Genomic DNA, 25,116 nt, shown 5'->3' with positions numbered 1-25,116 from the left:
CGCCCGCCGCGCTTGCCGGCTTCGTTCCGCTCTCGCTCTCACCTCATCTGGGGGTTTCGTGAATCGCTCCGGTTCCCGCGCCGCGCTGTTGGTCGGCGCCGCGCTCGTCCTCGCCGCCTGTCATCCGAAAGAATCCGCGCCGCCCGCGCCGCGCCCCGTCGTCGCGCTGCCCGCCCATGCCGACGGCGCCGCCGTCGCCAGCACGCTCCCCGGCGAGATCCAGCCGCGCTATGCCACGCCGCTGTCGTTCCGCATCGCCGGCAAGATCATCGAGCGCAAGGTGCGCCTCGGCGATACGGTCAAGGTTGGCCAGGTCGTCGCGCTGCTCGATCCGTCCGACGTCGAGAAGAACGCCGCGAGCGCGCAGGCGCAACTCGATGCCGCGACGCACAGCCTCGCGTTCGCGAAGCAGCAGCTCGACCGCGATCGCGCGCAGGCGCGCGAAAACCTGATCGCCACCGCGCAGCTCGAGCAGACCGAGAACAGCTACACGTCGGCGCTCGCGCAGCGCGACCAGGCGCAGCAGCAGCTCGCGCTCGCGAAGAACCAGCTCCGCTACGCCACGCTCGTCGCCGATCACGCGGGCACCATCACCGCCGAACAGGCCGATACCGGCCAGAACGTGTCGGCCGGCCAGGCCGTCTACCAGCTCGCGTGGTCCGGCGACGTCGACGTGGTCAGCGACGTGCCCGAGTCCGCGCTTGCGTCGCTCACGCCCGGCCACGCGGCTAGCGTCACGCTGCCGGCGCTGCCGGGCCGCGCGTTCGCCGCGAAGGTGCGCGAAATCGCGCCGGCCGCCGATCCGCAAAGCCGCACCTATCGCGTGAAGCTCACGCTCGCCGCGCCCGATCCGGCAATCAAGCTCGGCATGACGGCCAGCGTCGCGTTCGACGGCGCACCGGCCGCCGCCGACGCGCAATCGATCACGCTGCCCGCGACCGCGTTGTTCCACGATGGCCAGCAACCGGCCGTATGGGTCGTGCGCACGAAGGACGACACGCTCGAGCTGCGCCGCGTCGACGTCGCGCGCTTCAACGAGCGCACGGTGACGGTGTCGCACGGGCTGCAGCCCGGCGAACGCGTGGTGCTGCAGGGGGTGCACACGGTCAGCGCGGGCGAGAAGGTACGCGCGATCGCGCCGCTGCATCCGGAGGACTTCGCATCGTGAGCGTTTCCTACGAAGAAGGCCGCTTCAACCTGTCGGCGTGGGCGCTGCGCCACCAGGCGCTGGTCGTCTACCTGATCGCGCTCGCGACGCTCGCGGGCATCCTCGCTTACACGCGCCTCGCGCAATCCGAAGACCCGCCGTTCACGTTCCGCGTGATGGTGATCCGCACGTTCTGGCCCGGCGCGAGCGCGCGGCAGGTGCAGGAACAGGTGACCGACCGGATCGGCCGCAAGCTGCAGGAAACGCCGGCCATCGACTTCCTGCGCAGCTATTCACGCCCCGGCGAATCGCTGATCTTCTTCACGATGAAGGATTCGGCGCCCGTGAAGGACGTGCCCGAGACCTGGTACCAGATCCGCAAGAAGGTCGGCGACATCGGCTATACGCTGCCGCCCGGCGTGCAGGGCCCGTTCTTCAACGACGAGTTCGGCGACGTCTACACCAACATCTGGACCCTCGAGGGCGACGGCTTCTCGCCCGCGCAGCTGCACGACTACGCCGACCAGTTGCGCACCGTGCTGCTGCGCGTGCCGGGCGTCGGCAAGGTCGACTATTTCGGCGACCCCGACCAGCGGATCTTCATCGAGGTCAACAACGCGCAGTTGACGCGCCTCGGCATCTCGCCGCAGCAGCTCGGGCAGGCGATCAACGCGCAGAACGACATCTCGTCGGCCGGCACGCTGACGACCGCCGACGACCGCGTGTTCGTGCGGCCGAGCGGCCAGTTCGACAACGTCGGCGCGATCGCCGACACGCTGATCCGCATCAACGGCCGCACGTTCCGGCTCGGCGATCTCGTGACGGTGACGCGCGGCTACGACGATCCGACCGTCACGCAGATGCGCGCGAACGGCCACGCGGTGCTCGGCATCGGCGTCACGATGCAGCCGGGCGGCGACGTGATCCGGCTCGGCAAGGCGCTCGACGACGAATCGAAGGACCTGCAGGCGCAACTGCCTGCCGGCCTCAAGCTGACGCTGGTATCGAGCATGCCGCATGCGGTCGCGCATTCGGTCGACGACTTCCTCGAGGCCGTCGCGGAAGCGGTCGCGATCGTGCTGGTCGTGAGCCTCGTGTCGCTCGGCCTGCGCACCGGGATGGTGGTCGTGATCTCGATTCCCGTCGTGCTCGCGGTCACCGCCCTCTTCATGTACCTGTTCGACATCGGGCTGCACAAGGTGTCGCTCGGCACGCTCGTGCTCGCGCTCGGGCTGCTCGTCGACGATGCGATCATCGCGGTCGAGATGATGGCCGTGAAGCTCGAGCAGGGCTACACCCGCGCACGCGCGGCCGCGTTCGCCTATACGAGCACCGCGTTCCCGATGCTGACCGGCACGCTCGTCACCGTGTCGGGCTTCCTGCCGATCGCGCTCGCGAAATCGAGCACCGGCGAATACACGCGCTCGATCTTCGAGGTGTCGGCGATCGCGCTGATCGCGTCGTGGTTCGCGGCGGTCGTGCTGATCCCGCTGCTCGGCTTCCACCTGCTGCCCGAGCGCAAGCGGCAGGCGCACGAGGCGCACCTGCCCGACGACCACGAGCACGACATCTACGACACGCGTTTCTATCGGCGGCTGCGCGGCTGGATCGACTGGTGCATCGAGCGGCGCTTCATCGTGCTGCTGATCACGGGCGCGCTCTTCGTCGTGGCGTTGATGGGCTTCTCGCTCGTGCCGCAGCAGTTCTTCCCGAGTTCCGATCGCCCCGAGCTGCTGGTCGACCTGCGGCTGCCCGAAGGCGCATCATTCGCGGCGACGCTGCGCGAGACCGAGCGCCTCGAGAAAGTGATCGACAAGCGCCCCGAGATCGATCATTCGGTGAACTTCGTCGGCAGCGGCGCGCCGCGCTTCTACCTGCCGCTCGACCAGCAGCTTCAGTTGCCGAACTTCGCGCAGTTCGTGATCACCGCGCACTCGGTGAAGGACCGCGAGAAGCTCGCGACCTGGCTCGAAACCACGTTGCGCGAGCAGTTCCCGGCCGTGCGCTGGCGGCTGTCGCGGCTCGAGAACGGTCCGCCGGTCGGCTATCCGGTGCAGTTCCGCGTGAGCGGCGACAGCATCGCGACGGTCCGCTCGATTGCCGAGAAGGTCGCGGCGACGATGCGCGGCGACGCACGCACGGTCAACGTGCAGTTCGACTGGGACGAGCCGGCCGAGCGTTCGGTGCGCTTCGAGATCGACCAGAAGAAGGCGCGCGAGCTGAACGTCACGTCGCAGGACGTCTCAAGCTTCCTCGCGATGACGCTGTCCGGCACGACCGTCACGCAATACCGCGAGCGCGACAAGCTGATCGCGGTCGACCTGCGCGCGCCAAAGGCCGACCGAGTCGACCCCGCGAAGCTCGCCGGCCTCGCGCTGCCGACCCCGAACGGCCCGGTGCCGCTCGGCTCGCTCGGCCGCTTCAAGCCGACGCTCGAATACGGCGTCGTGTGGGAACGCGACCGCCAGCCGACCATCACCGTGCAGTCGGACGTGCGCGCCGGCGCGCAGGGCATCGACGTCACGCATGCGGTCGACGCAAAGCTGAACGCGTTGCGCGCGCAACTGCCGGTCGGCTATCAGATCAACATCGGCGGCTCGGTCGAGGAAAGCGCGAAGGCGCAGAAGTCGATCAATGCGCAAATGCCGCTGATGGCGATCGCCGTGTTCACGCTGCTGATGATCCAGCTGCAGAGCTTCTCGCGCGTGCTGATGGTCGTGCTGACCGCGCCGCTCGGGCTGATCGGCGTGGTCGCCACGCTGCTGCTGTTCGGCCAGCCGTTCGGCTTCGTCGCGATGCTCGGCGTGATCGCGATGTTCGGGATCATCATGCGCAACTCGGTGATCCTGGTCGACCAGATCGAACAGGACATCACGGTCGGCCACCGGCGTATCGACGCGATCATCGGCGCGACCGTGCGGCGCTTCCGCCCGATCACGCTGACGGCCGCGGCCGCCGTGCTCGCGCTGATCCCGCTGTTGCGCTCGAACTTCTTCGGGCCGATGGCGACCGCGCTGATGGGCGGCATCACGAGCGCGACCGTGCTGACGCTGTTCTACCTGCCCGCGCTGTATGCGACGTGGTTCCGCGTGAAGCGCGACGAACGCGACCCGCAGGACGGCCCGCCGCCTGGCGGCAGCACGCCGGCCGCGCCGTCGGGAGCCTGACCATGGATCGATCGATGAACCTGAAAACCCAAGCCGTGCGGGCACTCGCCGTGGCGAGCCTCGCCGGCCCGCTCGCGGGCTGCGCCTGGTTCGCGCCGAGCGGCGAGCCGCCCGCGATGCCGTCGCCCGCGCACTACGGCACCACACCGCAAGTCCAGCAGACCGTGTCCGCGCAAGGCGTCGCGCAGCAGTTCGAGGTCGGCGCGCAACCGGTGCCCGACTGGTGGAAGCAGTACCGCTCCGATGCGCTGAACGCGCTCGTCGACGAAGGGCTGCACAACAGCCCGACCTTGAGCGCGGCATCGCACTCGCTCGATGCCGCGCGCGAACAGTTGCGCGGGCAGATCGGCAGCTCGATGCTGCCGTCGATCGACGCGGGCGGCCAGGCCACGCGCCAGCGTGCGCTCGGCGTGCCGATTCCCGCGCTCGGCGCGCCGACGCTGTTGTACGACACCTTCGTCGGCCAACTGCAGGCGAGCTATACGATCGACCTGTTCGGCGCGTCGCGTTTCGCGAACCGTGCGCTCGCGCGGCGCGTCGACGTCAGCGCGTTCCAGCTCGAATCCGCGCGGCGCGCGCTGGCCGCGAACATCGTCACCGCGTCGATCACGGTATCGGTGCTCAATGCGCAGATCGGCACGACCGAGCGGCTCGTCGCGCTCGCCAACGACCAGGCGCACGATGCCGAACGCCGCTACGCGCTCGGTTCGGCCTCGCGCAGCGACGCGCTGAACGCACGGCAAAGCGCCGACACGTTCGCGGCGAGCCTGCCCGCGCTGCGCCAGCAGCGCGACTCGGCGCGCCATGCGCTCGCGGTGCTGATCGGCCGCACGCCCGACCGGCCGCCGGCCGATCTCACGCTCGCCGATCTGCACCTGCCCGAGCAAGTGCCCGTCGTCGTGCCGTCCGACCTGCTGCAAAGCCGCCCGGACATCCAGGCGGCCGACGCGGGGCTGAAGGCCGCCGCGGCCGAAGTGGGCCTCGCGACCGCGCAGATGTTCCCGCAGCTGTCGCTGTCGGCCGCGATGGGCAAAGGCGGTTTCAGCTGGCCGGCGATGCTCTCGGGCGCCGGCGCGATCTGGAACGTCGGCGCGTCGCTGAGCCAGCCGATCTTTCATGGCGGCGCGCTGCTCGCGCAGCGCCGCGCGGCGAAGGCGACCTACGAGGCCGCCGTCGACCAGTACAAGCAGGCCGTGCTCGGCGCGTTCCAGAACGTCGCCGATTCGCTCGCGGCGCTCGAGCATGACGCGGAGGCGCTCGACGCGTCGTCGCGCGCCGCGCTGTCCGCGCGCGGCGCATACGACGACGCGGCGGCCCGCGTGCGGCTCGGCGCGCTGCCGCCGTCGGCCGCGCGCGCCAGCGAGCTGCAGTACCGCAACGCGCGGCTCGACGAGATCCGCGCGACCGGCGCGCGGTTCGCGGATACCGCGCGGCTTTACCAGGCGATGGGCACGCCGCCGGTCGACCAGGCCGGCCGGTCCGGCAAGACCGCCCCGGCAGCCGGCGACGCCGCAACCGGCCAGCAAGCCCGCGCCGCCACCGCCGGCACCCCGCCTGCGGCGCAATAAGCCGGCCCTGCCGTCGGGTGCGCGCGGCCTCTCCCCGCGCACCCGATTCCCGATCTTCCGCTTGACCCTCACGTAGCGTAACGTTCGAGACTCCAGTGTGCGACCCGAACGGAGGAACGAATGCGACTGAAAGTGGGAGAACTGGCGAAACGCAGCGGGCTGACCGTCCGCACGCTTCATCACTATCACGCGATCGGTCTGCTGACGCCTTCGGCGCGTGCCGACAACGGCTACCGGCTGTACGACCGCCACGACATCGCCCGGCTCCACCAGATCCAGGCGCTGCGTCGCTTCGGCCTGTCGCTCGCCGAAATCGGCAACCACCTGAACCAGCCCGACACCCCGCTCGTCGAGATCGTCGCGAAGCAGATCGCGCTGCTCGACCGTCAGCTCGCGCAGACCGCGCAGCTGCGCGAGCGGCTCGTGAGCCTGCATGCGCAGCTCGCCGCGGGCACGGAGCCGGAGCTGGCCGACTGGCTCACCACACTGGAGTTGATGACCGTGTACGACAAATATTTTTCCGAGGAAGAACTCGCGCGCCTGCCGATGTACCGGAAGAGCCAGGCGGGCGACGCCGAATGGATCGCACTCGTCGACGACGTGCGTGCGCTGCACGATGCGGGCGTACCCGCCGAGGACGAGCGCACCCGTGCGCTCGCCAGCCGCTGGATGTCGCTGCTCGTGCGCGACACGAACAACGACCCGCGGCTGCTGGCGAAGCTGAACCTGATGCATGAGCATGAACCGGCGATGCAGTCGAAGATCGGCATTTCGACCGCGCTGCGCGACTATGTGCTGCGCGCGTCGTCGGAAACCAAGATGCGGATCTTCGAGAAGTATCTCGCGCCGGACGAGATCCGTTTCATGCGCGCCCACTACGGTGAAAGCGCGATGGCATGGCCGCAGCTGATGGGCGACGTGCGCGACGCGATCGATGCGGGCGCCAGGCCGGATTCACCGGAAGGCCGCGCGCTCGCGCAGCGCTGGCTCGCGCTGTTCTGCAGCTATGCCGGCAACGATCCGGCCACGCATGCGAAATTCCGCCGGGCGATGATGAACGAGCCGTCGCTGACGCAGGATTCGTGGATCGACGACACGCTGATCGGCTTCGTGCGGGAGGCGATGGCGCAGCTTGCGCCTGCGCGTTGAGTGCGTTGAGTGCACGCCTATCGATAGTCGCGCACGCTGATCCCGTGCCAGTGCTTCGTCATGTAGCGCAGAAACGCGGGTTGGGCTTTCAGGTCCGCATTCGGCACGGGCGCCGCGCCGCCGTCCATGAACTTGCCGTTGACCGTGACGGTTTCCTCGCCGCGCAGCACGTACTTCGTGCCCTGGTCGACCAGGAAGTACTTGACCTGGTCGGCACTGACGTCGCCGCGGCAGCCGATCTTGTACGCGAACAGGAACTGCTTGCGGCCGTTGCCGAGCAGGTCGCGCATTTCGATCGACGCGGGCACGACGTCGAGGATCACGTCGACCGGGCATGCCTTCACGTAGTCACGTACGGTCCAGTCGGGCCGGCCGTCGAGCGTCGCGGCCACCTTGAGTTCGACGTCGTCGCCGGATTCGGTCCTGGCGAGCGTCACCGCGTGTGCACCGGCCGCGTCGGTCCATGTGTATTGGGCGGCGGCTTGCGCCAGATTGCACAGCGCGGTGGCGGCAAGAAACAGACCGGGCGAAAGGAAGCGTGTCTTCATCGGTGACGTGGAGGCAGGATCGAACCCGCCATTATCGACAAAGCCACGTGCCGCTACCAGCGGCCCGCCCGTTCAGCGCTCGCGCGATCCGAGCCCGAGCGCCTTCATCCGCCGGTACAACGTCCGCTCGCTCATGCCGACCTGTTCGGCGAGCGCCTTGCGCGTGCCGTCGAACGTGCGCGCGATGCGCACCAGCTCCGCGTCCGACACGCCGCGCGCATCGGCCGTATGGTCCTGCGGCGCCGCCGATGCGGCGACCAGCTCCGCTGGCAGATGCTCGATCCGGATCGTCCCGTCGTCCGCGAACAGGCACGCGCGTTCGAGCACGTTGCGCAGCTCGCGGATGTTGCCCGGCCACGCATACGCTTCGAGGCACGCACGCGCGCGCTCGGTCAGCACGAACGGCCGGGCCGCGAACGGCCGCGCGCTCCCGTCGCCCGCACTGGCGCGCGCGTTCGCGATCCGCCGCAGGATCGATTCGGCCAGCAGCGCGATGTCCCCGCGCCGGTCGCGCAGCGCCGGCAACGGAATCGGAAACGCATTGATCCGGTAATAGAGGTCCTGCCGGAACCGGCCGTCGTCGATCATCTCGCGCAGCGGTTTGTGCGTCGCCGCGACCAGCCGGAAATCCGCGCGCAGCGCCTCGACGCCGCCGACGCGGCGGAACGTGCCCGACTCGATCAGGCGCAGCAGCTTCACCTGCATCGGCAGCGGCACGTCGCCGATCTCGTCGAGGAACAGCGTGCCGCCCTGCGCGGTTTCGACGAGCCCCGGCTTGCGCTGGTTCGCGCCGGTGAACGCGCCCTTCTCGTACCCGAACAGTTCGCTCTCGAACAACGTCTCGGCGATCCCCGAGCAGTCGACGACGACGAACGGCCCCATCGCTCGGTCGCTCGCCTCGTGCAGCGCGCGGGCGAACAGTTCCTTGCCGGTGCCCGATTCGCCGAGCAGCAGCACCGGCAGCATCGAGGGCGCGACGCGCTGCAATGCGCCGAGCGCCGCATTGAACGCGTCCGCGCCGCCGACGAGCCCTTCCGCACTCGGCTGCGCGGACGCGCTGCGCACCGTCGTCAGCCGCTCGACGTACGCGATCACGTTGCCCTGCGCATCGAAGATCGGCCGCAATTCGACGTCTACATGCTCGGGGCCGCGCGGCGTGTGGTGGATGTGCAGCACGCGGTTCAACCCGCGCGATTCGAGCGCCTGCTTCATCGGGCAATGCTCGCCGGCCTGGTCGCACGGCACGTCGTAGTGATGCGAGACCTGGAAGCAGTGCCGGCCCACGTGCTCGACGCCCGCGACGCCGAACTGGCGCCGGTACGCATCGTTCGCCGCGAGGATGCGGTAGTCGGGATCGACGACGATCATCGGCTGCGGGTCCTGCTCGAGATACGCGACGAGCGCGCGCACGTCGGGCATGACGTCGTGGCGCGGCGCGGGGACGATCGGGATGGTGTCGTGCGGATTCATGCGGACGCTCGGTGTAGGGCTGCCTGACGAACTGCCACGCAGACTGCCAATTCTGCCACGGCACTGCCAGTCGTGGCAGTCCACCGTGACGAACCGGTGCCGGCGACACCCGCGCATCGCCGCGGCCGCACCGAAAATCCGAGCCGAATCAAGTCCCTGGCAGATCGGTCGGCACTGCGATGCAGGCTGGCACGCTTCTTGAATTACTGATCCGGATTGCAGATGCAGAACCCGATCGAGGACACCCCGTGAGCAACGCCCCCACGCTGTCGGTCGAAGGCTTTTTCGACCCGGCGACCCACACCGTCAGCTATCTGCTGCTCGATACCGCGAGCCGCGCGTGCGCGCTGATCGACAGCGTGCTCGACTACGACCCGAAATCCGGCCGCACGCACACGGCGAGCGCCGACCGGCTGATCGCCCGCGTCGCCGAACTCGGCGCGGACGTGCACTGGCTGCTGGAAACCCATGTGCACGCCGACCACCTGTCGGCCGCACCGTACCTGAAGGAACACGTCGGCGGCCGGATCGCGATCGGTTCGCACGTGCGCCGCGTGCAGCACGTGTTCGGCACGCTGTTCAACGCGGGCCCCGGCTTCGCGCACGACGGCCGCCAGTTCGACCGGCTGCTCGACGACGGCGACACGCTCGCGCTCGGCGCGCTGACGATCCGCGCGCTGCATACGCCGGGCCATACGCCCGCGTGCATGACCTACTGCGTCGACGATGCGACGCAGCGCGCGGCCTTCGTCGGCGACACGCTGTTCATGCCCGACTATGGCACGGCCCGCTGCGACTTCCCCGGCGGCGATGCGCGCACGCTGTACCGCTCGATCGCGCGCGTGCTCGCGCTGCCGCCCGACACGCGCCTGTACCTGTGCCACGACTACCAGCCGGGCGGCCGCGACGTGCAGTTCGAGACGACCGTGGCCGAGCAGCGCCGCGCGAACGTGCACGTGAAGGACGGCGTGACCGAGGACGATTTCGTCGCGATGCGCACCGCGCGCGACGCCACGCTCGCGATGCCCGTGCTGATGCTGCCGTCCGTGCAGGTCAACATGCGCGCCGGCCACCTGCCCGAGCCTGAAAACAACGGCGTGCGTTACCTGAAGATCCCGCTCGACGCGATCTGAGCCGCACGCCCCACCCGGAGAACCCCGACATGACCATCCGCCCGCTGACCGACACGCTGTCGGTCTCGCCGCAGATCGCGGCGGCCGACCTGCCCGCGCTTCACGCGGCCGGCATCCGCGCGATCATCTGCAACCGCCCCGACGGAGAAGGCCCCGACCAGCCGACCGTCACCGAGATCCGCGCGGCCGCCGCCCCGCTCGGCATCGACGTGCACTACCTGCCGGTCGATACGGGCAAGGTGACCGACGACCAGGCCGCGCAGTTCGGTGCGCTCGTCGCGTCGCTCGAAGGCCCGGTGCTCGCGTATTGCCGCAGCGGCACGCGCTCGGCCACGCTGTGGGCGCTGTCGCAAGCCGGCCTGCGCCCGCTGAACGACATCGTCGCGACGGCCGGCGCAGCCGGCTACGACCTGCGCGCGCTCGCCTCGCGCGTCATGCAAGGCGGCAAGCAGGCGGCGCCGGCCGTCGACGCGCGGCACGACATCGTGATCGTCGGCGCGGGCGCGGCCGGCATCGCGGTCGCGTCGAGCCTGCTCGCGCGCAATGCGTCGCTCGACATCGCGGTGATCGATCCGGCCGACGTCCACTACTACCAGCCCGGCTGGACGATGGTCGGCGCGGGCGTGTTCCGGCCCGAGACCACCGCGCGCCGAATGACCGACGTGCTGCCGCGCGGCGTGCAGCGGATCCAGGCCGCCGTGGCGGGCTTCGAGCCCGACGCGCACACCGTCGTGCTCGACGGCTGCCGCCGCATCGGCTATCGCAAGCTCGTCGTGTGCCCGGGGCTCAAGCTCGACTGGCACGCGATCGAAGGGCTCGCCGACACGCTCGGCCGCAACGGCGTCACGTCCAACTACCGCTACGATCTCGCGCCGTACACGTGGGAGCTCGTGCGCGCGTTCCGCGGCGGCAACGCACTCTTCACGCAGCCGCCGATGCCGATCAAGTGCGCGGGCGCGCCACAGAAGGCGATGTACCTGTCGTGCGACCACTGGCGGCGCGCGGGCCGCCTCGAGGCCGCGAACGTCGAGTTCCTGAATGCAGGCGCCGCGCTGTTCGGCGTCGCCGACTACGTGCCCGCGCTAATGGAGTACGTGAAAAGCTACGACATCGCGCTATCGTTCGGCCACAACCTCGTGTCGATCGACGGGCCCGCGCGCCGCGCGACGTTCGCGCGCGCGCTGCCGGACGGCGGCCAGGAAACCGTCGTGCGCGCGTTCGACATGATCCACGTCGTGCCGCCGCAGAAGGCGCCCGACTTCGTGCGTTCGAGCCCGCTCGCCGACGCGGCCGGCTGGATCGACGTCGATCCGGCGACACTGCGGCACAAGCAGTTTCCGGACATCTACGCACTCGGCGACGCCACCAACACGACCAATGCGAAAACGGCCGCGGCTGCCCGCAAGCAGGCGCCGGTGGTGGCACACAACCTGCTCGCATCGCTCGGCCACGCGCAGGGCGACGCCGCGTACGACGGCTATGGCTCGTGCCCGCTCACGGTTGAGCGCGGCAAGATCGTGCTCGCCGAATTCCTGTACGGCGGCAAGGTCGCACCGACCTTCCCCGCGTGGCTGATCGACGGCAAGCGTCCGTCGCGGCTCGCGTGGCTGCTCAAGGAACGCGTGCTGCCGCCGCTCTACTGGAAGGCGATGCTCAAGGGCCGCGAGTGGCTCGCGAAGCCCGCGATCGCACGTTGACCGGAGCGCGATGACGTCATGCTGATTTCCCTCGTACTGGGCGGTTTCGTCGGCGCCGTGCTCGGCCTGACCGGCGCCGGCGGCGGCATCCTCGCGGTGCCCGCGCTCGTCGTCGGCATGAGCTGGCCGATGCAGCAGGCCACGCCTGTCGCGCTCGTCGCGGTGGCCGGCAGCGCCGCGCTCGGCGCGCTCGAAGGTTTCCGCCGTGGGCTCGTGCGCTACCGCGCGGCGCTGCTGATGGCGGTGGCCGGCGTGCCGCTGACCACGCTCGGCGTGCGGCTCGCGCATGTGCTGCCGCAACGCCTGCTGCTCGCGCTATTCGCGCTGACGATGCTGGTGGTCGCCGGCCGCCTGTTGTTGCAGGCGCTGCGGCACGCGCCGGTCGACGCGGAAACGTCGCCGCTGTGCGTCGGCCGCGTGAATCCCGATACGGGCCGGCTCGTCTGGTCCTGGCCGGTCGGCGTCGCGCTTGCGTCGACCGGTGCGATGACCGGCCTGATGACGGGGCTGCTCGGCGTGGGCGGCGGCTTCGTGATCGTGCCGATGCTGCGCAAGTTCACGAACGTGTCGATGCACGGCGTGGTCGCGACGTCGCTGATGGTGATCGCGCTCGTCGGCACCGGCGGCGTGTTCGCCACGCTCGTGTCGGGCACGCGCGCACCGCTCGACGTGACGTTGTGGTTCACCGTCGCGACCGCGCTCGGCATGGCCGCCGGCCGCGGCGCGTCACGCCACCTCGCCGCCCGGCACGTGCAGGCCGGGTTCGCGGTCGTGCTCGTGTGCGTCGCGCTCGGGCTGCTGGCGAAGGCGGCGTTCCGCGCATGAAGCGGCCACGGCCGGGCACGGTAATCGAAGCCATGCCCTGGCGCCGGCGCCCCTCGTCCGTCGCAATCGCATCCTGACCGGGGCCGATCCACACGCGGCGCCACCCAAACAAAACGCCCGGCCCGACTCATCTTCGGCACCGGGCGTTTTCCATGGCGATCACGACCTGAACGTCAGGCCGCGAACCCCGCCATCCGCTTGCGCTCCTGCCGCAGCATCACGAAGTTCGCGATCACGACGCCGGCGGTCACCGCGATGATGAACAGCGTCGCGAGCGCGTTCATTTCCGGGTTCAGCCCGAGGCGCACGCGCGAGAACACGACGAGCGGCAGCGTCGTCGAGCCGGGGCCCGACAGGAACGCCGACAGCACGAGGTCGTCGATCGACAGCGTGAACGACAGCAGCCAGCCCGCGATCAGCGCCTGCGAGATCAGCGGCAGCGTGATCGTGAAGAACACCTTCAGCGGCGTCGCGCCGAGATCGAGCGCGGCTTCTTCCAGCGACGGATTCAGCTCGCGCACGCGCGACTGCACGATGATCGCGACGTACGAGATGCACAGCATCACGTGGCCGAGCCAGATCGTGAAGATGCCGCGCTCGGCCGGCCAGCCGATCCACTTCGCCAGCTCGATGAACAGCAGCAGCAGCGAGATCCCCTGGATCACCTCGGGAATCACGAGCGGCGCGTTGATCATCCCGCTGAACAGCGCGAAACCGCGAAAGCGCCCCATCCGCGCGAGCACGAAGCCGGCCCACGTGCCGATGAACACCGACGCGAACGCGGTCAGCACGCCGATCTTCAGCGACAGCCACGCGGCCGTCAGCAACTCGTCGTCCTCGACGAGCGCCGCGTACCACTTGAACGAGAAACCCGACCACACTGTGACGAGCTTCGACTCGTTGAACGAATAGACGATCAGGCTGATGATCGGGATGTACAGGAACGCGAAGCCGGCAAACAGCGCCGCGAACTGCAGGTAACGATTCGGCTTCATCGACGGGCCTCCTGCTCCTTCGCCTGGAAGTGCTGGAACATCGCCATCGGCACGAGCAGCAGCAGCACCATCGCGCAGGTCACCGCCGACGCCATCGGCCAGTCTGCGTTGTTGAAGAACTCATTCCACATCACGCGGCCGATCATCAGCGTGTTCGCGCCGCCGAGCAGCTCGGGAATCACGTACTCGCCCACCGCCGGGATGAACACGAGCAGGCAGCCCGCGATGATCCCGTTCTTCGACAGCGGCAGCGTGATCTGCACGAACGCCTTCCAGGGTTTGGCTCCCAGGTCGTACGCGGCCTCGAGCAGGCGCAGGTCCATCTTCACGAGGTGCGCGTAGAGCGGCATCACGAGGAACGGCAGGTACGAATAGACCATCCCGATGTACACCGCGTAGTTGGTGCGATACAGCTCGATCGGCGTGTGCGTGAGGCCGATCCACATCAGGAAGTTGTTCAGCAGCCCGTTGTTCTTCAGGATGCCGATCCACGCGTACACGCGGATCAGGAACGACGTCCAGAACGGCAGCATCACGCCCATCATCAGCAGGTTGCGGGTCGCCGGGTTCGAGCGCGCGATGTAGTACGCCATCGGATAGCCGATCAGCAGACACAGCAGCGTCGTCACGGCGGCCACCCACACCGAGTTCACGTAGGTCGCGAAATACAGGCTGTCGGTGAACAGGAACGCGTAGTGCGACAGGTTCAGCGCGACGTGCACGACGCCGTCGGTGTACGACGCAAGCTCCGTGTACGGCGGGATGCCGAGCTGCAGCTCCGCGAAACTGATCTTGACGACCAGCACGAACGGCACGAGGAAGAACAGCACGAGCCACGTGAACGGCCCCGCGACGACCGCCGTGGCGCCCGTCAGGTTGAAACGCCGCACCGGCCACGAGAGCATGGACTTGAACGCGGTCATGACGTCAGCACCACGCCGGCAGTCGCGCTCCAGCGCACGTAGATCTCGTCGCCGAGCGCCGGCGTGTCGAGCTCCGAAATCGCGAGGCTCGACACGTTCGCGATCACCGTCTTGCCCGCTTCGAGCTTCACGTGATACAGCGAGTAGCCGCCCATGTACGCGACGTTGCTGATCCGGCCGCGGGCCCAGTTGAACGCGCCTTCGGGCGGCTTGCGCGTCAGCGCGATCCGTTCGGGGCGCACCGACACCGTGACCGGCATCCCGAGCGGGCCCGAAATCCCGTGGCTCACGTACAGCCGGCTCGGCAGCTCCGGCGACTCGATATACACGTGGTCGGGCTCGTCCTCGACGGTCACGCCGTCGAACAGGTTCGTCGAGCCGATGAATTCGGCCGAGAAGCGGCTGTTCGGATATTCGTACACTTCGTTCGGCGAGCCGATCTGCACGATCTGCCCTTCGCTCATCACCGCGAGGCGATTGGCCATCGTCATCGCCTCTTCCTGGTCGTGCGTGACCATGATGCAGGTGACGCCGACCTTGTTCAGGATGTTGACGAGCTCGATCTGCGTGCGCTGGCGGATCTGCTTGTCGAGCGCGGACATCGGCTCGTCGAGCAGCAGCAGCTTCGGCCGCTTGACCAGCGAGCGTGCGAGCGCGACGCGCTGCTGCTGGCCGCCGGACAGCTGATGCGGCTTGCGCTTCGCGTACTTGCTCATCTGCACGAGTTCGAGCGCCGACGCGACGCGCTCCTTCAGCTCGGCCTTCGGCGTGCCTTCCTGCTTGAGACCGAACGCGACGTTCGACTCGACCGACATGTGCGGGAACAGCGCATACGACTGGAACATCATGTTCACGGGCCGCTTGTACGGCGGCATCTGCGCGAGGTCCTCGCCGTCGATCAGGATCTTGCCCGACGTGACCGTCTCGAGGCCCGCGAGCATCCGCAGCAACGTCGACTTGCCGCAGCCCGAGCTGCCGAGCAGCGCGAACAGCTCGCCCTGGCGCACGGTCAGGTTGACGCTGCGCACGGCTTCGGTGTCGCCGAATTTCTTGACGACGTCGACGATCTGGACAAAGTTCTCGGCGCGCGCATCGGCGCCGGAGGAGAAAACGGAGGACGGTGCGCCCGCGACCGGCGCACCCGACTGGCTATTCATGATGTGCTGCTTCTCTCCTGCGTTGAACGAACAAAGCCCCCGGGGACACCAGGGGCTTCATGACTGCTGGGAACATCGGCTCGTATCAGCGGCCCGACTTCAGCTCGGTCCACAGACGCGTCTGCAGACGCTGGATTTCGGGCGGCAGCGGCTTGAGCAGGAACAGCGTCTTCACGACGTCGGCCGGCGGATACACGGCCGGGTCGTTCGCGACGTCGGGCCGCACGTACTTGCGTGCCTCGGCGTTGGCGCTCGGGTAGTACACCGCGTTCGTGATCGCCGCGTGGACCTTCGGATCCTCGATGTAGTTGATCCACTCGAGGGCCGCTTCCTTGTTCTTCGCGTCCTTCGGAATCGCCATCACGTCGAACCAGACCGGCGCGCCGCCCTTCGGAATGTAGTACTCGATCTTGTACGGCTTCTTCGCCTCGATCGCGCGATGCTTCGCGATCACGACGTCGCCCGACCAGCCGAACGCGAAGCAGATGTCGCCGCCGACCAGGTCGTTGATGTAGCCCGACGAGTTGAATTGCGTGATGTACGGGCGGATCTTCTTCAGCACGTCCATCGCGGCCTTGTAGTCGGCCGGGTTCGTGCTCATCGGATCCTTGCCGATGTAGTGCAGCGCCGCCGCGAACATCTGGTCGGGCGCGTCGAGCACCGACACGCCGCAGGTCTTCAGCTTCGACAGGTTTTCCGGCTTGAACAGGATGTCCCAGTTGTCGAGCGGCACCTTGCCGAGCGCCTGCTGCGCCTTGGTCAGGTTGTACGCGAGACCGGTCGTGCCGTATGCCCAGGGCACCGAATACTTGTTGCCCGGATCCGCGCCGGCGACGAGCGCCATCAGTTGCGGGTCGAGGTACTTGAGGTTCGGCAGCTTCGACTTGTCGAGCGGCGCGAAGATGCCGGCGGCGATCTGCTTGCCCGCATAGTTGCTGGTCGGCACGACGATGTCGTAGCCCGAGCTGCCCGTCAGCAGCTTCGCCTGCAGCGTGTCGTCACTGTCGTAGTTGTCGTAGCGGACCTTGACGCCCGTCTGCTTCTCGAAGTTCGGGATCGTGTCCTTCGCAATGTAGTCCGACCAGTTATAGACATTGAGCTGCGTATCCTTCGCCGCTGCCGCCGATGCACCCACGCACAGCGCGAGCGCCGCGAACCGGCCCACTACCTTTGCTTTCATCCCGTTCTCCCTCCGGCCGGACCGTGTGTCCGGCTGCCGTCTGCCTCGTCATGGCGGCGCATTCTGGCGCGCCGCCCCTCGAAAACCCCGAAAACTACCATCATTCGCGCGCCGTCACAAAAAAATCATGCCGGTGTCGCGCAAACGGAACAAATTCCCGCCGCCGGCCAGGCTGGCCGCCCGTGCGGCGGGGTGCTCCCGGGGAATTCTATCGGGTAATCGGCGGCTGTCCACCGGGAAAAACGGGCGGCGGCGAAACCGCGTGCGCCGGCCGGCCGCGAACCGGCTGACGGCTGTGCCCGAACCCGGCCGTACCGTCGAGTCACGGCACCGGTGCGGCATGCTGGCCGCCCCCGTCCGACCGTCCGGCCGCGATGCATTAAAATGGCGGCTGACGATTCAACTGCGTGCACCCTTCCGATGGCCTCCAATCTCCACGACCTGCCCGACAGCCCCTGTATCGGCGTGTGCTCGACCCTCTTCGACGAAGTCTGCAAGGGCTGCGGCCGCACGGCCGCCGAGGTGTCGAACTGGGTGTTCCTGAGCGACGACGAAAAGCGCGCGGTGTGGGAGCGCATCCAGCGCGAAGGCACCGCGATGCGCTTCCAGTACGACAAGCTGTAAATCCGCCGCGCATAAAAAAAGCGGCATGCCGACCGCCATGCCGCCAACCCCAACTCTGTTCTTTTCCGAACGCGCCTAGAACTTCATCCCGACGCCCACGCCGACGATCAGCGGATCGATGTGCAGCGTGCCGATGCCCTTGTCGCCGAGCGTCGCATCGGTGCTCATCCAGATCTTCTTCACGTCGACGTTCATGAACACCTTCTTCGTCAACTGCACGTCGACGCCGAACTGCAGCGCGGGGCCGAAGCTGCTCTTGTTGATCGACACGCCCTCCCCGCCGACGTTGAGCCCGTTGTTGTAGAAGTACGTGTAGTTCACCCCCGCGCCGACGTACGGACGCACCTTGCCGGCGTGGTTGAAGTGGTACTGCAGCAGCAGCGTCGGCGGCAGCACGCCCACGCCGCCGAGATTGCCGAGGCTCGACGTCAGCTGGTGCCTCGACGTGCCGAGGATCAGTTCGACGCCGAGGTAGTCGCGGATCATGTACGTGAAGTCGAGCTCGGGCACGATCGCGTTGTTCACGCCGACGTTCAGCGCGCCCAGCGTATCGCTCGCGCGTTCGTTCGGCTGGATGCTGATCGCACGCAGCCGGACCAGAACGTCGCCCTGGTTGATGCCGTCGCCGGGAGAGGCCGCGTGCGACAGCGAAGGCATCGCGGCGAAAGCGGCCGCAACGGCGGCAGCGGTAACACAAGTTCGAATCGTTTTATGCATGGTACGGACCCCCAAAGAATGGTTTCCATTCTCCCTGCAGGGTCTTTTCGTCATGTTGATATCCGTCAAGCCAGCGTAAACGTGGGACGGTTTGCCGCAGGCTCGGTCGCATGGCCCGTCAGCAGCAGATCGAGCAAATCGCGCACGCTGCGGATCGCACGGCCGAACGGCAACGCTTCGCGGCCACGGAAGAACAGCCCGTTCGCGACGTCGCCGCGCAATGCAGCCGCAAGCCGCGTGTCGATGCAGAAATGGCCGAACTTCTCGATGCCGTCGCGCAAGCCGCATACGCTCAGGCATTCGAGCGCGGTCGGGCAACGCTGCTTCAGCGCGCCGAGCTTGGTGCGGATGCGCGCCTCGTTGCGCAGGTAACGATCGAGCCACGGCGTCTTCACCGCACGTGCCGGCAGCCCCGTCACGCTGACGAATTCGACGATGTCGTCGGGCGTCGCGTCGGCCAGCACACGCTTGAAGTGCGGATGCGCATCGCCTTCTTCCGTCACCGCGAACGGTGTCCCGACCTGCACGCCGTTCGCGCCGGCCTCGAGCGCCGCACGCACCGCGTCGTGACTGTTGATCCCGCCCGCAACGATCAACGGGATCGTTTCGCGCGCGAGCCCGAGCGATGCCATCACCTGAGCGGTTTCGTCGAGCACGCGCGCGAAATCGAATCGAAGGTCGTGCATGTCGTCGATCTGCGTGACGCCGAGATGGCCGCCCGCATGCGCCGGATGCTCGATCACTATCGCGTCGGGCAGGCGCCCCTTCTTCATCCACTTCTTCAGCACGAGCGCGATCCCGCGGCTGTCCGACAGGATCGGGATCAGCGCGATGTCGTGTCCTTGCGTCAGGTCGGGCAGGTCGAGCGGCAGGCCCGCGCCCATCACGATCGCGTCCGCCCCCTCGTCACACGCCACCCGCACGTAGTCCGCATGCGCGCTCACGGCCTTCATCACGTTGACCGCGATCATCCCGCGCCCTTCGCTGTAGGTCTTCGCGAGGCGGATCTCGCGCGCGAGCGCCTCGAGGTTCGCGGCCTCGAGCGTCGCGCGATCGGGTTGCGCTCGGCAACGCGCGAGCAGGTCCGCATGATGGTGACGCAGGTCGATGCTCGCGATCGTGCCGACCGCGCCTTCGCACGCGACGCTGCCCGCCAGCCGGTGCGCGGAGATACCGACGCCCATGCCGCCCTGCACGACGGGCAGCAAGGTGCGGCCGCGAATCGTCAGCGGCGGAAAGGAAGTGCGTACGGTCATCTGAAACCTCATCGGAACATCGGAACCGCGATGATCGACGATCCACCGACGCGCACCTTGACGCCCGTCAATAAAAAAACGGCACGCGAGCGTGCCGTTTCCGGTTCGGGCCGTGAGAAACGCTCAGGCCGGCTTCGCGGGCTTGAGCTGCATCGACTTGTACTCGAGATATTCTTCGAGCCCGTACACGCCGTTCTCGCGGCCGTGTCCCGACTGCTTGTAGCCGCCGAACGGCGCGGCCATGTTCCACGTGCCGCCGTTGATGTCGACCTGCCCGGTGCGGATGCGGCGCGCGATGCGCATCGCGCGTTCGTCGCTGCCGGCCCACACCGCGCCGCCGAGCCCGTACGGCGAATCGTTCGCGATTCGCACGGCCTCGTCTTCATCGCGATACGTGATGATCGACAGCACCGGCCCGAAGATTTCTTCCTGCGCGATCGTCGATTTCGGATCGACCCGGCCGAACACGGTCGGCTTCACGAAGAAGCCCTTCGCGAGCCCTTCCGGCATGCCCGTGCCGCCCGTCACGAGTTCCGCGCCTTCGTCGATCCCGCGCCGGATGTAGTCCTGCACACGCTGCTGCTGGACGGCCGACGCAAGCGCGCCAAGGCGCGTCGCGTCCTGCCGCGGATCGCCGGCGACGTAGGTTTCTGCCGCCGCCTTCGCGAGCTCGCGCGCCTCTTCGTAGCGCGCTTCCGGCACCAGCATCCGCGTGTGCGCCGAGCAGGTCTGCCCCGCGTTCAGGTAGCACGCGTTGACCGTGCCCTTCACCGCCGTCGCGAAATCGGCATCGTCGAGGATCACCGACGCCGACTTGCCGCCCAGCTCGAGCGCGACGCGCTTGACGCCCGCGGCCGCCAGCTCGGCCACGCGCTTGCCGGCGCGCGTCGAGCCGGTGAACGACACCATGTCGACGTCCGGGTCGGTGGCGAGCACCTCGCCGACCACCGGGCCATAGCCGCACACGAGGTTGAACACGCCGGCCGGCAGCCCGGCTTCGTGAATCGCTTCGGCGAGCATGAACGCGTTGAGCGGCGCGACCTCGGACGGCTTCAGGACGACCGTGCAGCCGGCTGCGAGCGCCGGCGCGACCTTCAGCGTCACCTGGTTGAGCGGATAGTTCCACGGCGTGATCGCCGCGACGACGCCGACCGGCTCGCGCACGACGAGCGAGTTGCCGACCTGTGCCTCGAACTCGAACGACTCCGCAAGCTTCGCGTACGCCTTCCAGTTGTAGATCGGGCCGCCGACCTGGATCGCACGCGACAGCTTGATCGGCATCCCGACTTCGCCGGTGATCGACTGCGCGAGTTCCTCGCTGCGCGCCTGCAGATGCTCGACGATCTTGCGCAGGTAGCCCGCGCGCGTCGCGGCCGGCGTAGCCGCCCACGCGTCGAAGGCTGCGCGCGCCGCGCGGATCGCGTCCTGCGCGTCGGACGCGACGCCTTCCGGAATCCGGCCGATCACGGCTTCGGTGCCCGAGTCGATCACGTCGATCGTGCCGGTGCCGGCCGGTTTGCGCCACGCGCCGTCGATATAGAACTGGTCGTAGATTTTCATCGCTTTCCGCCTCCAGGAAAGCCGACATTCTAGCGAGCGTTTCAGTCCACCGGTGTGACGATTGACAGCCATTGGAAAGGTCTTTAGCCTCGGCGCCTCATTCATCATAAGAAAGGAGAATGCCTTGAGCATCCTGACCAAAATCGAGGGCGGCTATCTTCAGGTACTGCGCGTGATCGTGCTGTTGTTCGCGACCGCGGTCCTGATCGGCGGGGTCATTTTCGGCGCGATCGCACTCGATGCGCGCCTCTCGAAACCGCCGAAGGTCGATTCGGCCATCCAGGTCGATCCAGCGTCGTTCGCGTGGGAGAACGACGCACCCGCCAAGGCCACGCCGGCCGCCGACGGCGCGGCAGCCAAGGACGACAACGCGTCGCCCGCGCTGCGCCTGTCGACGCGCCTGTCGGGCATCGTGCAGAAGCACGGCCGGGCGGCCCTGTCGCCGGACTACGCGGTCGATCGCGACGCGTACGAGCCGTCGTTCCAGCGCGTGCTCGGCGACGACGACCATCCGGACGTCGCGTACTACGAGCAGCAGATCGCGTATCTCGACAAGGTGCTGTCGCGCGCGGACGTCGCGGCCAGCGTCAAGAAGAAGGTCTCCGGGCACGACGACGAATATGCGCGCGAACAGGCGTACACCGACGTCGTGTCGGCGGTCATGCGCGACTTCTCCGAGCGCTACGATGCACGCCGGACCGCGATCGACAACGAAAAGAAGGCCGCGGAAGAAACGGCCGCCGAGAATGGCCAGACCGCGCGCTACGCGGGCGTCGCCGCACTCGTCGCGCTGTATTCGTTCGTGTCGCTCGCGGTGCTGATCATCCTGATCCGCGTCGAGCGCAGCATCCGCTCGATCGCGCGCGCCACGCACACGACGGCCTGATCCCGCTCATCCGCAGCCCGCGCGCCGGGCTGCGGCGGGTCGGCAACCGGTCCGCATCGCGGCGCAAGCGGCCGGTTCCGGGCCGCTTCTTCCCGCGCGGTTCCTCATGCGTTCGCGCGCTTTCCGTTCCCGCTCCCCCTCACTCTGCCGTCGGCCGTCCACGCCGGCGCAGGGTCCGTTTCGTCGCCGCCATGTCAGCATCCGCCCGGGTGCGCGGCCGGGTCCGCATCGTGCTATGTTTTTATTATCGGCACCGGCCCATTGCAACCAACCGGCGCCGCCCGGAATCGACGAATTTCGTGAGCGCTGCCATGTCCGACGCACCCCATACACTCGGCTCGCAAGACCGCCTGGAACTGCTTTGCTGGCTCACCTGCGGCAATCTCGGCGCGTTTTACCTCAACGAATCGTGGCCGGACGCCACGTTCCAGGTCCAGGCTGCGCACCGCTGGCTCGACCGCCATCACCGCCAGGCCGACTGGCTGGCCGTTGCCAAGCTCGCGGCGCTCGCGCAGGACATCGCGAAGCGGCACGCCGGGTTCGTCGATGCGTCATGGGCGCGCGACGCGGTCGAGGAAATCGTCGATACCGACGATCTCGACTATCGGGCGAAACTCGTGCAATGGGTTTACGAAGACTGCTGCAAGGCGCTCGCCGACAAGCGGCTGGCCGATTGAGTCCATGCGTGCGGGCCGCGGCAGCGCGCGGCCGCCCGTCTTCTCGTCGATGATGGGTGCGCGGCAGCCGGAATGACCTGTGCGTAACGGTACGTCGCGCACCGCACGCTGCGCCGCCACGCGCCGCGGCGCTTACAGCAGCGACTTCCCTTGCGCCAGCACCTTGTCGCAGATCTGCTTGGTGACCTGCTGCTTCAGCCCACCGCCGCTCAGGTCGAGCTTGTTGCCATTGCCGGCATCGAGGATCCCGCTCGCGCCGCTCGTATAGCCGCTGTCGGACGACGCACCGCCGCCGAGCTTGCCCATCAGTGCGTCCTTCACCGACGACGCGCCGCCGGACGCCCCGCCGAGATAGTTGTTCTGGATGCAGAACTGCAGAATGCCCGCGACGTTGCCGGTGCTGCCCGGCATCAGCGATGAACCGCCCCCGCCCGTCAGGGCACCGCCGAGCCCGCCGAGATTGCCGAGCGCACCGCCCGCGCTGCCGCCTGAATCGCCACCGCCGCCGACCTGCTTCAGGACATCGCCGAGCTGCGCATGCGCCACCGAAAACGGTGCGAGCAACCCGATCAGCGCGCCGGCAACGGTCGCGCGGTATAGACGTGCATTCATGTAGAGCCTCCCGAGTGGTGATTGCATGAGTACCGCGAATCGCATTCAAGGATACTCAATCAACCCGCACCTGAGAGCCCCCGCTGGGCCGCCGGATATGCCCGGCCGGCCGTTTTTTCGACAATTTGACAAAGCTTGACGTAACGAGCCGGTGCCGCCGGCCGTCGCTCGTGCCATGAGCCGACAGCCGACGCGTGTCGCACGGCACCGGCGCATGCAGCGCTACGCGTGCGATCCGCGCCACGACGCGGCAGCGGAAACGCCTGCCAGGATTACGCCGATCGACACGAACGGCAGGGCCGGATGCAACTCGTACAGCATCGCGCCGGCGAGCGGTCCGATCACCATGCTGAGCCCCTGGGCCATCGACATCGCCCCCGCACAGGCGGCCTGCTCGTGGGCCGCCACGCGCGCGCTCGCCAGCGCCGCTGCAGCGGGAAACGCCGCCCCCATTCCGCATGCCGCCACGAGATAGCTTGCACACAGCAGCAGCGGCTGCGCGGCTCCGGCCACCAGAACCGACGCGAATCCGGCGCCGGCGACGAGTGCGCCCCATCGCAGCCACTGCATCGGGGCGACCACCCGCAAACGCCCGACCAGCGCCTGCATCGCGATCAGGCCGAGGCCCGCGCTGCCGAGCGCATAGCCCGTCGTGAGCGACGCGGCCTGCGCGCTCACGCCCAGCCGGTCGATCACGTAAAACCCGAGTGCGCTGTTCGCGATCATCACCGCGCTATAAAGCGCCAGCGCACTGAACCAGGGCAAGCGCAGGCGCGGCTCGGTCGGCTTCAGGCGCGGCGGCGCCTGCCGCACCGCGTATTCGTGCCCTTCGCGCTGGCCGCGCAATCCGGCCAGCCCGGCCAGCGGCAACAGCGCAAACACCGCCAGCGCGAGCGTCATGTCGTATCCGGCGATCCAGCCGGCCAGCGGCGGCGCGACGACCATCCCGACGGCACCCGCGGCGCCGAACCTGGCAATCGCCCCCGCCCGCCCCTCGACGGCGGTCCGGTCTGCAATCCATGCGGTCGCGGCAACCGGCAGCCCCGCATAGCAGCCGCCCATCGCCGCTCGCGTCACAAGCAGCGCGACGAAGCCGGTCCAGACAGCCGGAACGGCCGTACCGCCGTTGCGCAGCGCCCAGCCGACGTAACCCGTCAGCAGCAGCGAACTCGCGACGAAGCCGCCGATCGCGGCACGCATCGCCGGCAGCCGTCCGCGCAGGTCCGCAACCCGCGCCCAGCGCGGTGCGGCCAGCATCCACACGAGACCGACGATGCCGATGATCGCGCCGATGTGCAGCGGCGCGAGATGCATGCGGCGCGCCATCGGGCCCGCGACCGTGACGAATGCATAGGTCCCCGCGACCATCGAGAAATTCGCGAGCAGCAGCGGCAGGAAAGACGCGCCGGCACCGGCCGGCGTATTCAGGGTGTCAGCAGAAGTGGTAGACATGGTTGCGTTGATGATGAAGAAATGGGGGAAAAGCGGCGTATGTCGGCCACGTCGGCGCGCCCGCTCGCGCAGCCGGCTGCGCGCATGCAGCAGCGCGTCCTCGGTCGCCTCCCAGCCGATGCACGGATCGGTCACCGAGCAGCCGGCGCGCAGCGCGCCGCCCGAGAATCGCGCGCGACTGCGAGCGTCCCGCGTCGACGGTCGCCAGCGCGGCGAACGACGCCGGCACGTCGCGGCGCAGGGTGTCGGGAGACGGCAGGCGCACGCCGACGCGCAGCCGCTCGTCCTGGCGCGGCTGCGCGAAAGCGTCCGCCGCGCCCTGCCCGGTCAGTACGGTCAGGTGTTTCATCGCTTGTGCCCTGGCAACCGATCG

The 25,116-nt window shown here is 68.3% G+C and carries 22 protein-coding genes; 10 read left to right on the top strand and 12 right to left on the bottom strand.

The features are described 5' to 3' along the window. The first annotated feature begins 58 nt into the window (after nucleotides 1–58). The 4 genes from LGN17_RS12715 (at nucleotide 59) to LGN17_RS12700 (ending at nucleotide 7,031) form a co-directional block, all read left to right on the top strand. Nucleotides 59–1,168, top strand: coding sequence for an efflux RND transporter periplasmic adaptor subunit (locus LGN17_RS12715; RefSeq protein WP_226197123.1), 1,110 nt, complete (start codon nucleotides 59–61; stop codon nucleotides 1,166–1,168). Continuing rightward, the gene (locus LGN17_RS12710) at nucleotides 1,165–4,314 is read left to right on the top strand and encodes an efflux RND transporter permease subunit (protein WP_226197122.1); all 3,150 of its coding nucleotides are present in this window, start codon (nucleotides 1,165–1,167) and stop codon (nucleotides 4,312–4,314) included. Before LGN17_RS12715 ends, LGN17_RS12710 begins: the two co-directional genes overlap by 4 nt. 2 nt (nucleotides 4,315–4,316) lie before the next feature. Then, nucleotides 4,317–5,882 carry an efflux transporter outer membrane subunit gene (locus LGN17_RS12705; RefSeq protein ID WP_226197121.1) on the top strand — a complete coding sequence of 522 codons (1,566 nt, stop codon included), beginning with the start codon at nucleotides 4,317–4,319 and terminating at the stop codon, nucleotides 5,880–5,882. 120 nt (nucleotides 5,883–6,002) lie between these two features. Next, the gene (locus tag LGN17_RS12700; RefSeq protein ID WP_226197120.1) at nucleotides 6,003–7,031 is read left to right on the top strand and encodes a MerR family transcriptional regulator; all 1,029 of its coding nucleotides are present in this window, start codon (nucleotides 6,003–6,005) and stop codon (nucleotides 7,029–7,031) included. Nucleotides 7,032–7,048: 17 nt separating this feature from the next. On the opposite strand, the gene LGN17_RS12695 is transcribed toward LGN17_RS12700, so the two are convergent. Together LGN17_RS12695 and LGN17_RS12690 are read right to left on the bottom strand one after the other, a co-directional pair. Next, complete coding sequence (locus tag LGN17_RS12695) at nucleotides 7,049–7,579, bottom strand: M949_RS01915 family surface polysaccharide biosynthesis protein (protein WP_175956160.1); 531 nt, start codon at nucleotides 7,577–7,579, stop codon at nucleotides 7,049–7,051. Nucleotides 7,580–7,651: 72 nt separating this feature from the next. Continuing rightward, nucleotides 7,652–9,049 (bottom strand): sigma-54 interaction domain-containing protein, encoded by a 1,398-nt coding sequence (locus tag LGN17_RS12690; RefSeq protein WP_226197119.1) that lies wholly within the window; start codon nucleotides 9,047–9,049, stop codon nucleotides 7,652–7,654. A gap of 248 nt (nucleotides 9,050–9,297) precedes the next feature. Here LGN17_RS12690 and LGN17_RS12685 point away from each other — a divergent pair, with 248 nt between their 5' ends. Genes LGN17_RS12685 through LGN17_RS12675 form a run of 3 tightly spaced genes read left to right on the top strand, consistent with a single transcriptional unit; the run spans nucleotide 9,298 to nucleotide 12,704 of the window. Then, nucleotides 9,298–10,182, top strand: a complete 885-nt coding sequence (locus LGN17_RS12685) for an MBL fold metallo-hydrolase (protein WP_226197118.1) — start codon at nucleotides 9,298–9,300, stop codon at nucleotides 10,180–10,182. A 29-nt stretch (nucleotides 10,183–10,211) separates the two neighbouring features. Beyond that, nucleotides 10,212–11,879, top strand: coding sequence for a bifunctional protein tyrosine phosphatase family protein/NAD(P)/FAD-dependent oxidoreductase (locus tag LGN17_RS12680; protein ID WP_226197117.1), 1,668 nt, complete (start codon nucleotides 10,212–10,214; stop codon nucleotides 11,877–11,879). Nucleotides 11,880–11,897: 18 nt separating this feature from the next. Further along, the gene (locus LGN17_RS12675; RefSeq protein ID WP_226197116.1) at nucleotides 11,898–12,704 is read left to right on the top strand and encodes a sulfite exporter TauE/SafE family protein; all 807 of its coding nucleotides are present in this window, start codon (nucleotides 11,898–11,900) and stop codon (nucleotides 12,702–12,704) included. 173 nt (nucleotides 12,705–12,877) lie between these two features. Here the strand turns inward: LGN17_RS12675 and LGN17_RS12670 are convergent, their stop codons facing one another. The 4 genes from LGN17_RS12670 to LGN17_RS12655 form a co-directional block, all read right to left on the bottom strand. Then, nucleotides 12,878–13,699, bottom strand: a complete 822-nt coding sequence (locus tag LGN17_RS12670; protein WP_226197115.1) for an ABC transporter permease subunit — start codon at nucleotides 13,697–13,699, stop codon at nucleotides 12,878–12,880. Continuing rightward, nucleotides 13,696–14,622 (bottom strand): ABC transporter permease subunit, encoded by a 927-nt coding sequence (locus tag LGN17_RS12665; protein ID WP_175956168.1) that lies wholly within the window; start codon nucleotides 14,620–14,622, stop codon nucleotides 13,696–13,698. Before LGN17_RS12665 ends, LGN17_RS12670 begins: the two co-directional genes overlap by 4 nt. Next, a complete protein-coding gene (locus LGN17_RS12660) occupies nucleotides 14,619–15,779 on the bottom strand; it encodes an ABC transporter ATP-binding protein (protein ID WP_175956170.1) in 1,161 nt (386 codons plus the stop codon). The genes LGN17_RS12665 and LGN17_RS12660 overlap by 4 nt, the downstream gene beginning before the upstream one ends. A gap of 85 nt (nucleotides 15,780–15,864) precedes the next feature. Then, nucleotides 15,865–16,959, bottom strand: a complete 1,095-nt coding sequence (locus LGN17_RS12655) for a polyamine ABC transporter substrate-binding protein (protein ID WP_175956172.1) — start codon at nucleotides 16,957–16,959, stop codon at nucleotides 15,865–15,867. A gap of 420 nt (nucleotides 16,960–17,379) precedes the next feature. Between LGN17_RS12655 and LGN17_RS12650 the strand changes: the two genes are divergently transcribed. Then, nucleotides 17,380–17,583, top strand: a complete 204-nt coding sequence (locus LGN17_RS12650; RefSeq protein WP_021159754.1) for a DUF1289 domain-containing protein — start codon at nucleotides 17,380–17,382, stop codon at nucleotides 17,581–17,583. Nucleotides 17,584–17,658: 75 nt separating this feature from the next. Here LGN17_RS12650 and LGN17_RS12645 read toward each other — a convergent pair whose 3' ends face one another. The 3 genes from LGN17_RS12645 to LGN17_RS12635 form a co-directional block, all read right to left on the bottom strand. Beyond that, on the bottom strand, nucleotides 17,659–18,300 hold the full coding sequence (locus LGN17_RS12645) for an OmpW/AlkL family protein (RefSeq protein WP_175914602.1): 642 nt from the start codon (nucleotides 18,298–18,300) through the stop codon (nucleotides 17,659–17,661). Nucleotides 18,301–18,365: 65 nt separating this feature from the next. After that, on the bottom strand, nucleotides 18,366–19,556 hold the full coding sequence (locus tag LGN17_RS12640) for an NAD(P)H-dependent flavin oxidoreductase (RefSeq protein WP_226197114.1): 1,191 nt from the start codon (nucleotides 19,554–19,556) through the stop codon (nucleotides 18,366–18,368). Between the two features lie 123 nt (nucleotides 19,557–19,679). Then, on the bottom strand, nucleotides 19,680–21,116 hold the full coding sequence (locus tag LGN17_RS12635; protein WP_226197113.1) for an aldehyde dehydrogenase family protein: 1,437 nt from the start codon (nucleotides 21,114–21,116) through the stop codon (nucleotides 19,680–19,682). Between the two features lie 124 nt (nucleotides 21,117–21,240). Here LGN17_RS12635 and LGN17_RS12630 point away from each other — a divergent pair, with 124 nt between their 5' ends. Both LGN17_RS12630 and LGN17_RS12625 read left to right on the top strand, forming a co-directional pair. Beyond that, a complete protein-coding gene (locus tag LGN17_RS12630) occupies nucleotides 21,241–22,002 on the top strand; it encodes a hypothetical protein (protein WP_226197112.1) in 762 nt (253 codons plus the stop codon). Nucleotides 22,003–22,313: 311 nt separating this feature from the next. After that, nucleotides 22,314–22,679 (top strand): hypothetical protein, encoded by a 366-nt coding sequence (locus LGN17_RS12625; protein ID WP_059234078.1) that lies wholly within the window; start codon nucleotides 22,314–22,316, stop codon nucleotides 22,677–22,679. 132 nt (nucleotides 22,680–22,811) lie between these two features. Here the strand turns inward: LGN17_RS12625 and LGN17_RS12620 are convergent, their stop codons facing one another. The 3 genes from LGN17_RS12620 to LGN17_RS12610 all read right to left on the bottom strand — a co-directional run bounded on the left by LGN17_RS12620 (nucleotide 22,812) and on the right by LGN17_RS12610 (nucleotide 25,092). After that, nucleotides 22,812–23,291, bottom strand: coding sequence for a DUF2501 domain-containing protein (locus LGN17_RS12620; protein WP_175956187.1), 480 nt, complete (start codon nucleotides 23,289–23,291; stop codon nucleotides 22,812–22,814). A 222-nt stretch (nucleotides 23,292–23,513) separates the two neighbouring features. Beyond that, complete coding sequence (locus tag LGN17_RS12615) at nucleotides 23,514–24,743, bottom strand: MFS transporter (protein ID WP_226197111.1); 1,230 nt, start codon at nucleotides 24,741–24,743, stop codon at nucleotides 23,514–23,516. After that, nucleotides 24,724–25,092 carry a hypothetical protein gene (locus LGN17_RS12610; RefSeq protein WP_226197110.1) on the bottom strand — a complete coding sequence of 123 codons (369 nt, stop codon included), beginning with the start codon at nucleotides 25,090–25,092 and terminating at the stop codon, nucleotides 24,724–24,726. Before LGN17_RS12610 ends, LGN17_RS12615 begins: the two co-directional genes overlap by 20 nt. Nucleotides 25,093–25,116: the final 24 nt, after the last annotated feature.

The organism is Burkholderia sp. AU30280 (genome assembly GCF_020420125.1).
In the GTDB taxonomy this organism is placed as follows: Bacteria; Pseudomonadota; Gammaproteobacteria; order Burkholderiales; family Burkholderiaceae; genus Burkholderia.
Note: the sequence above shows the minus strand (reverse complement) of the source record. Positions and strands in the feature narration are given on the sequence as shown.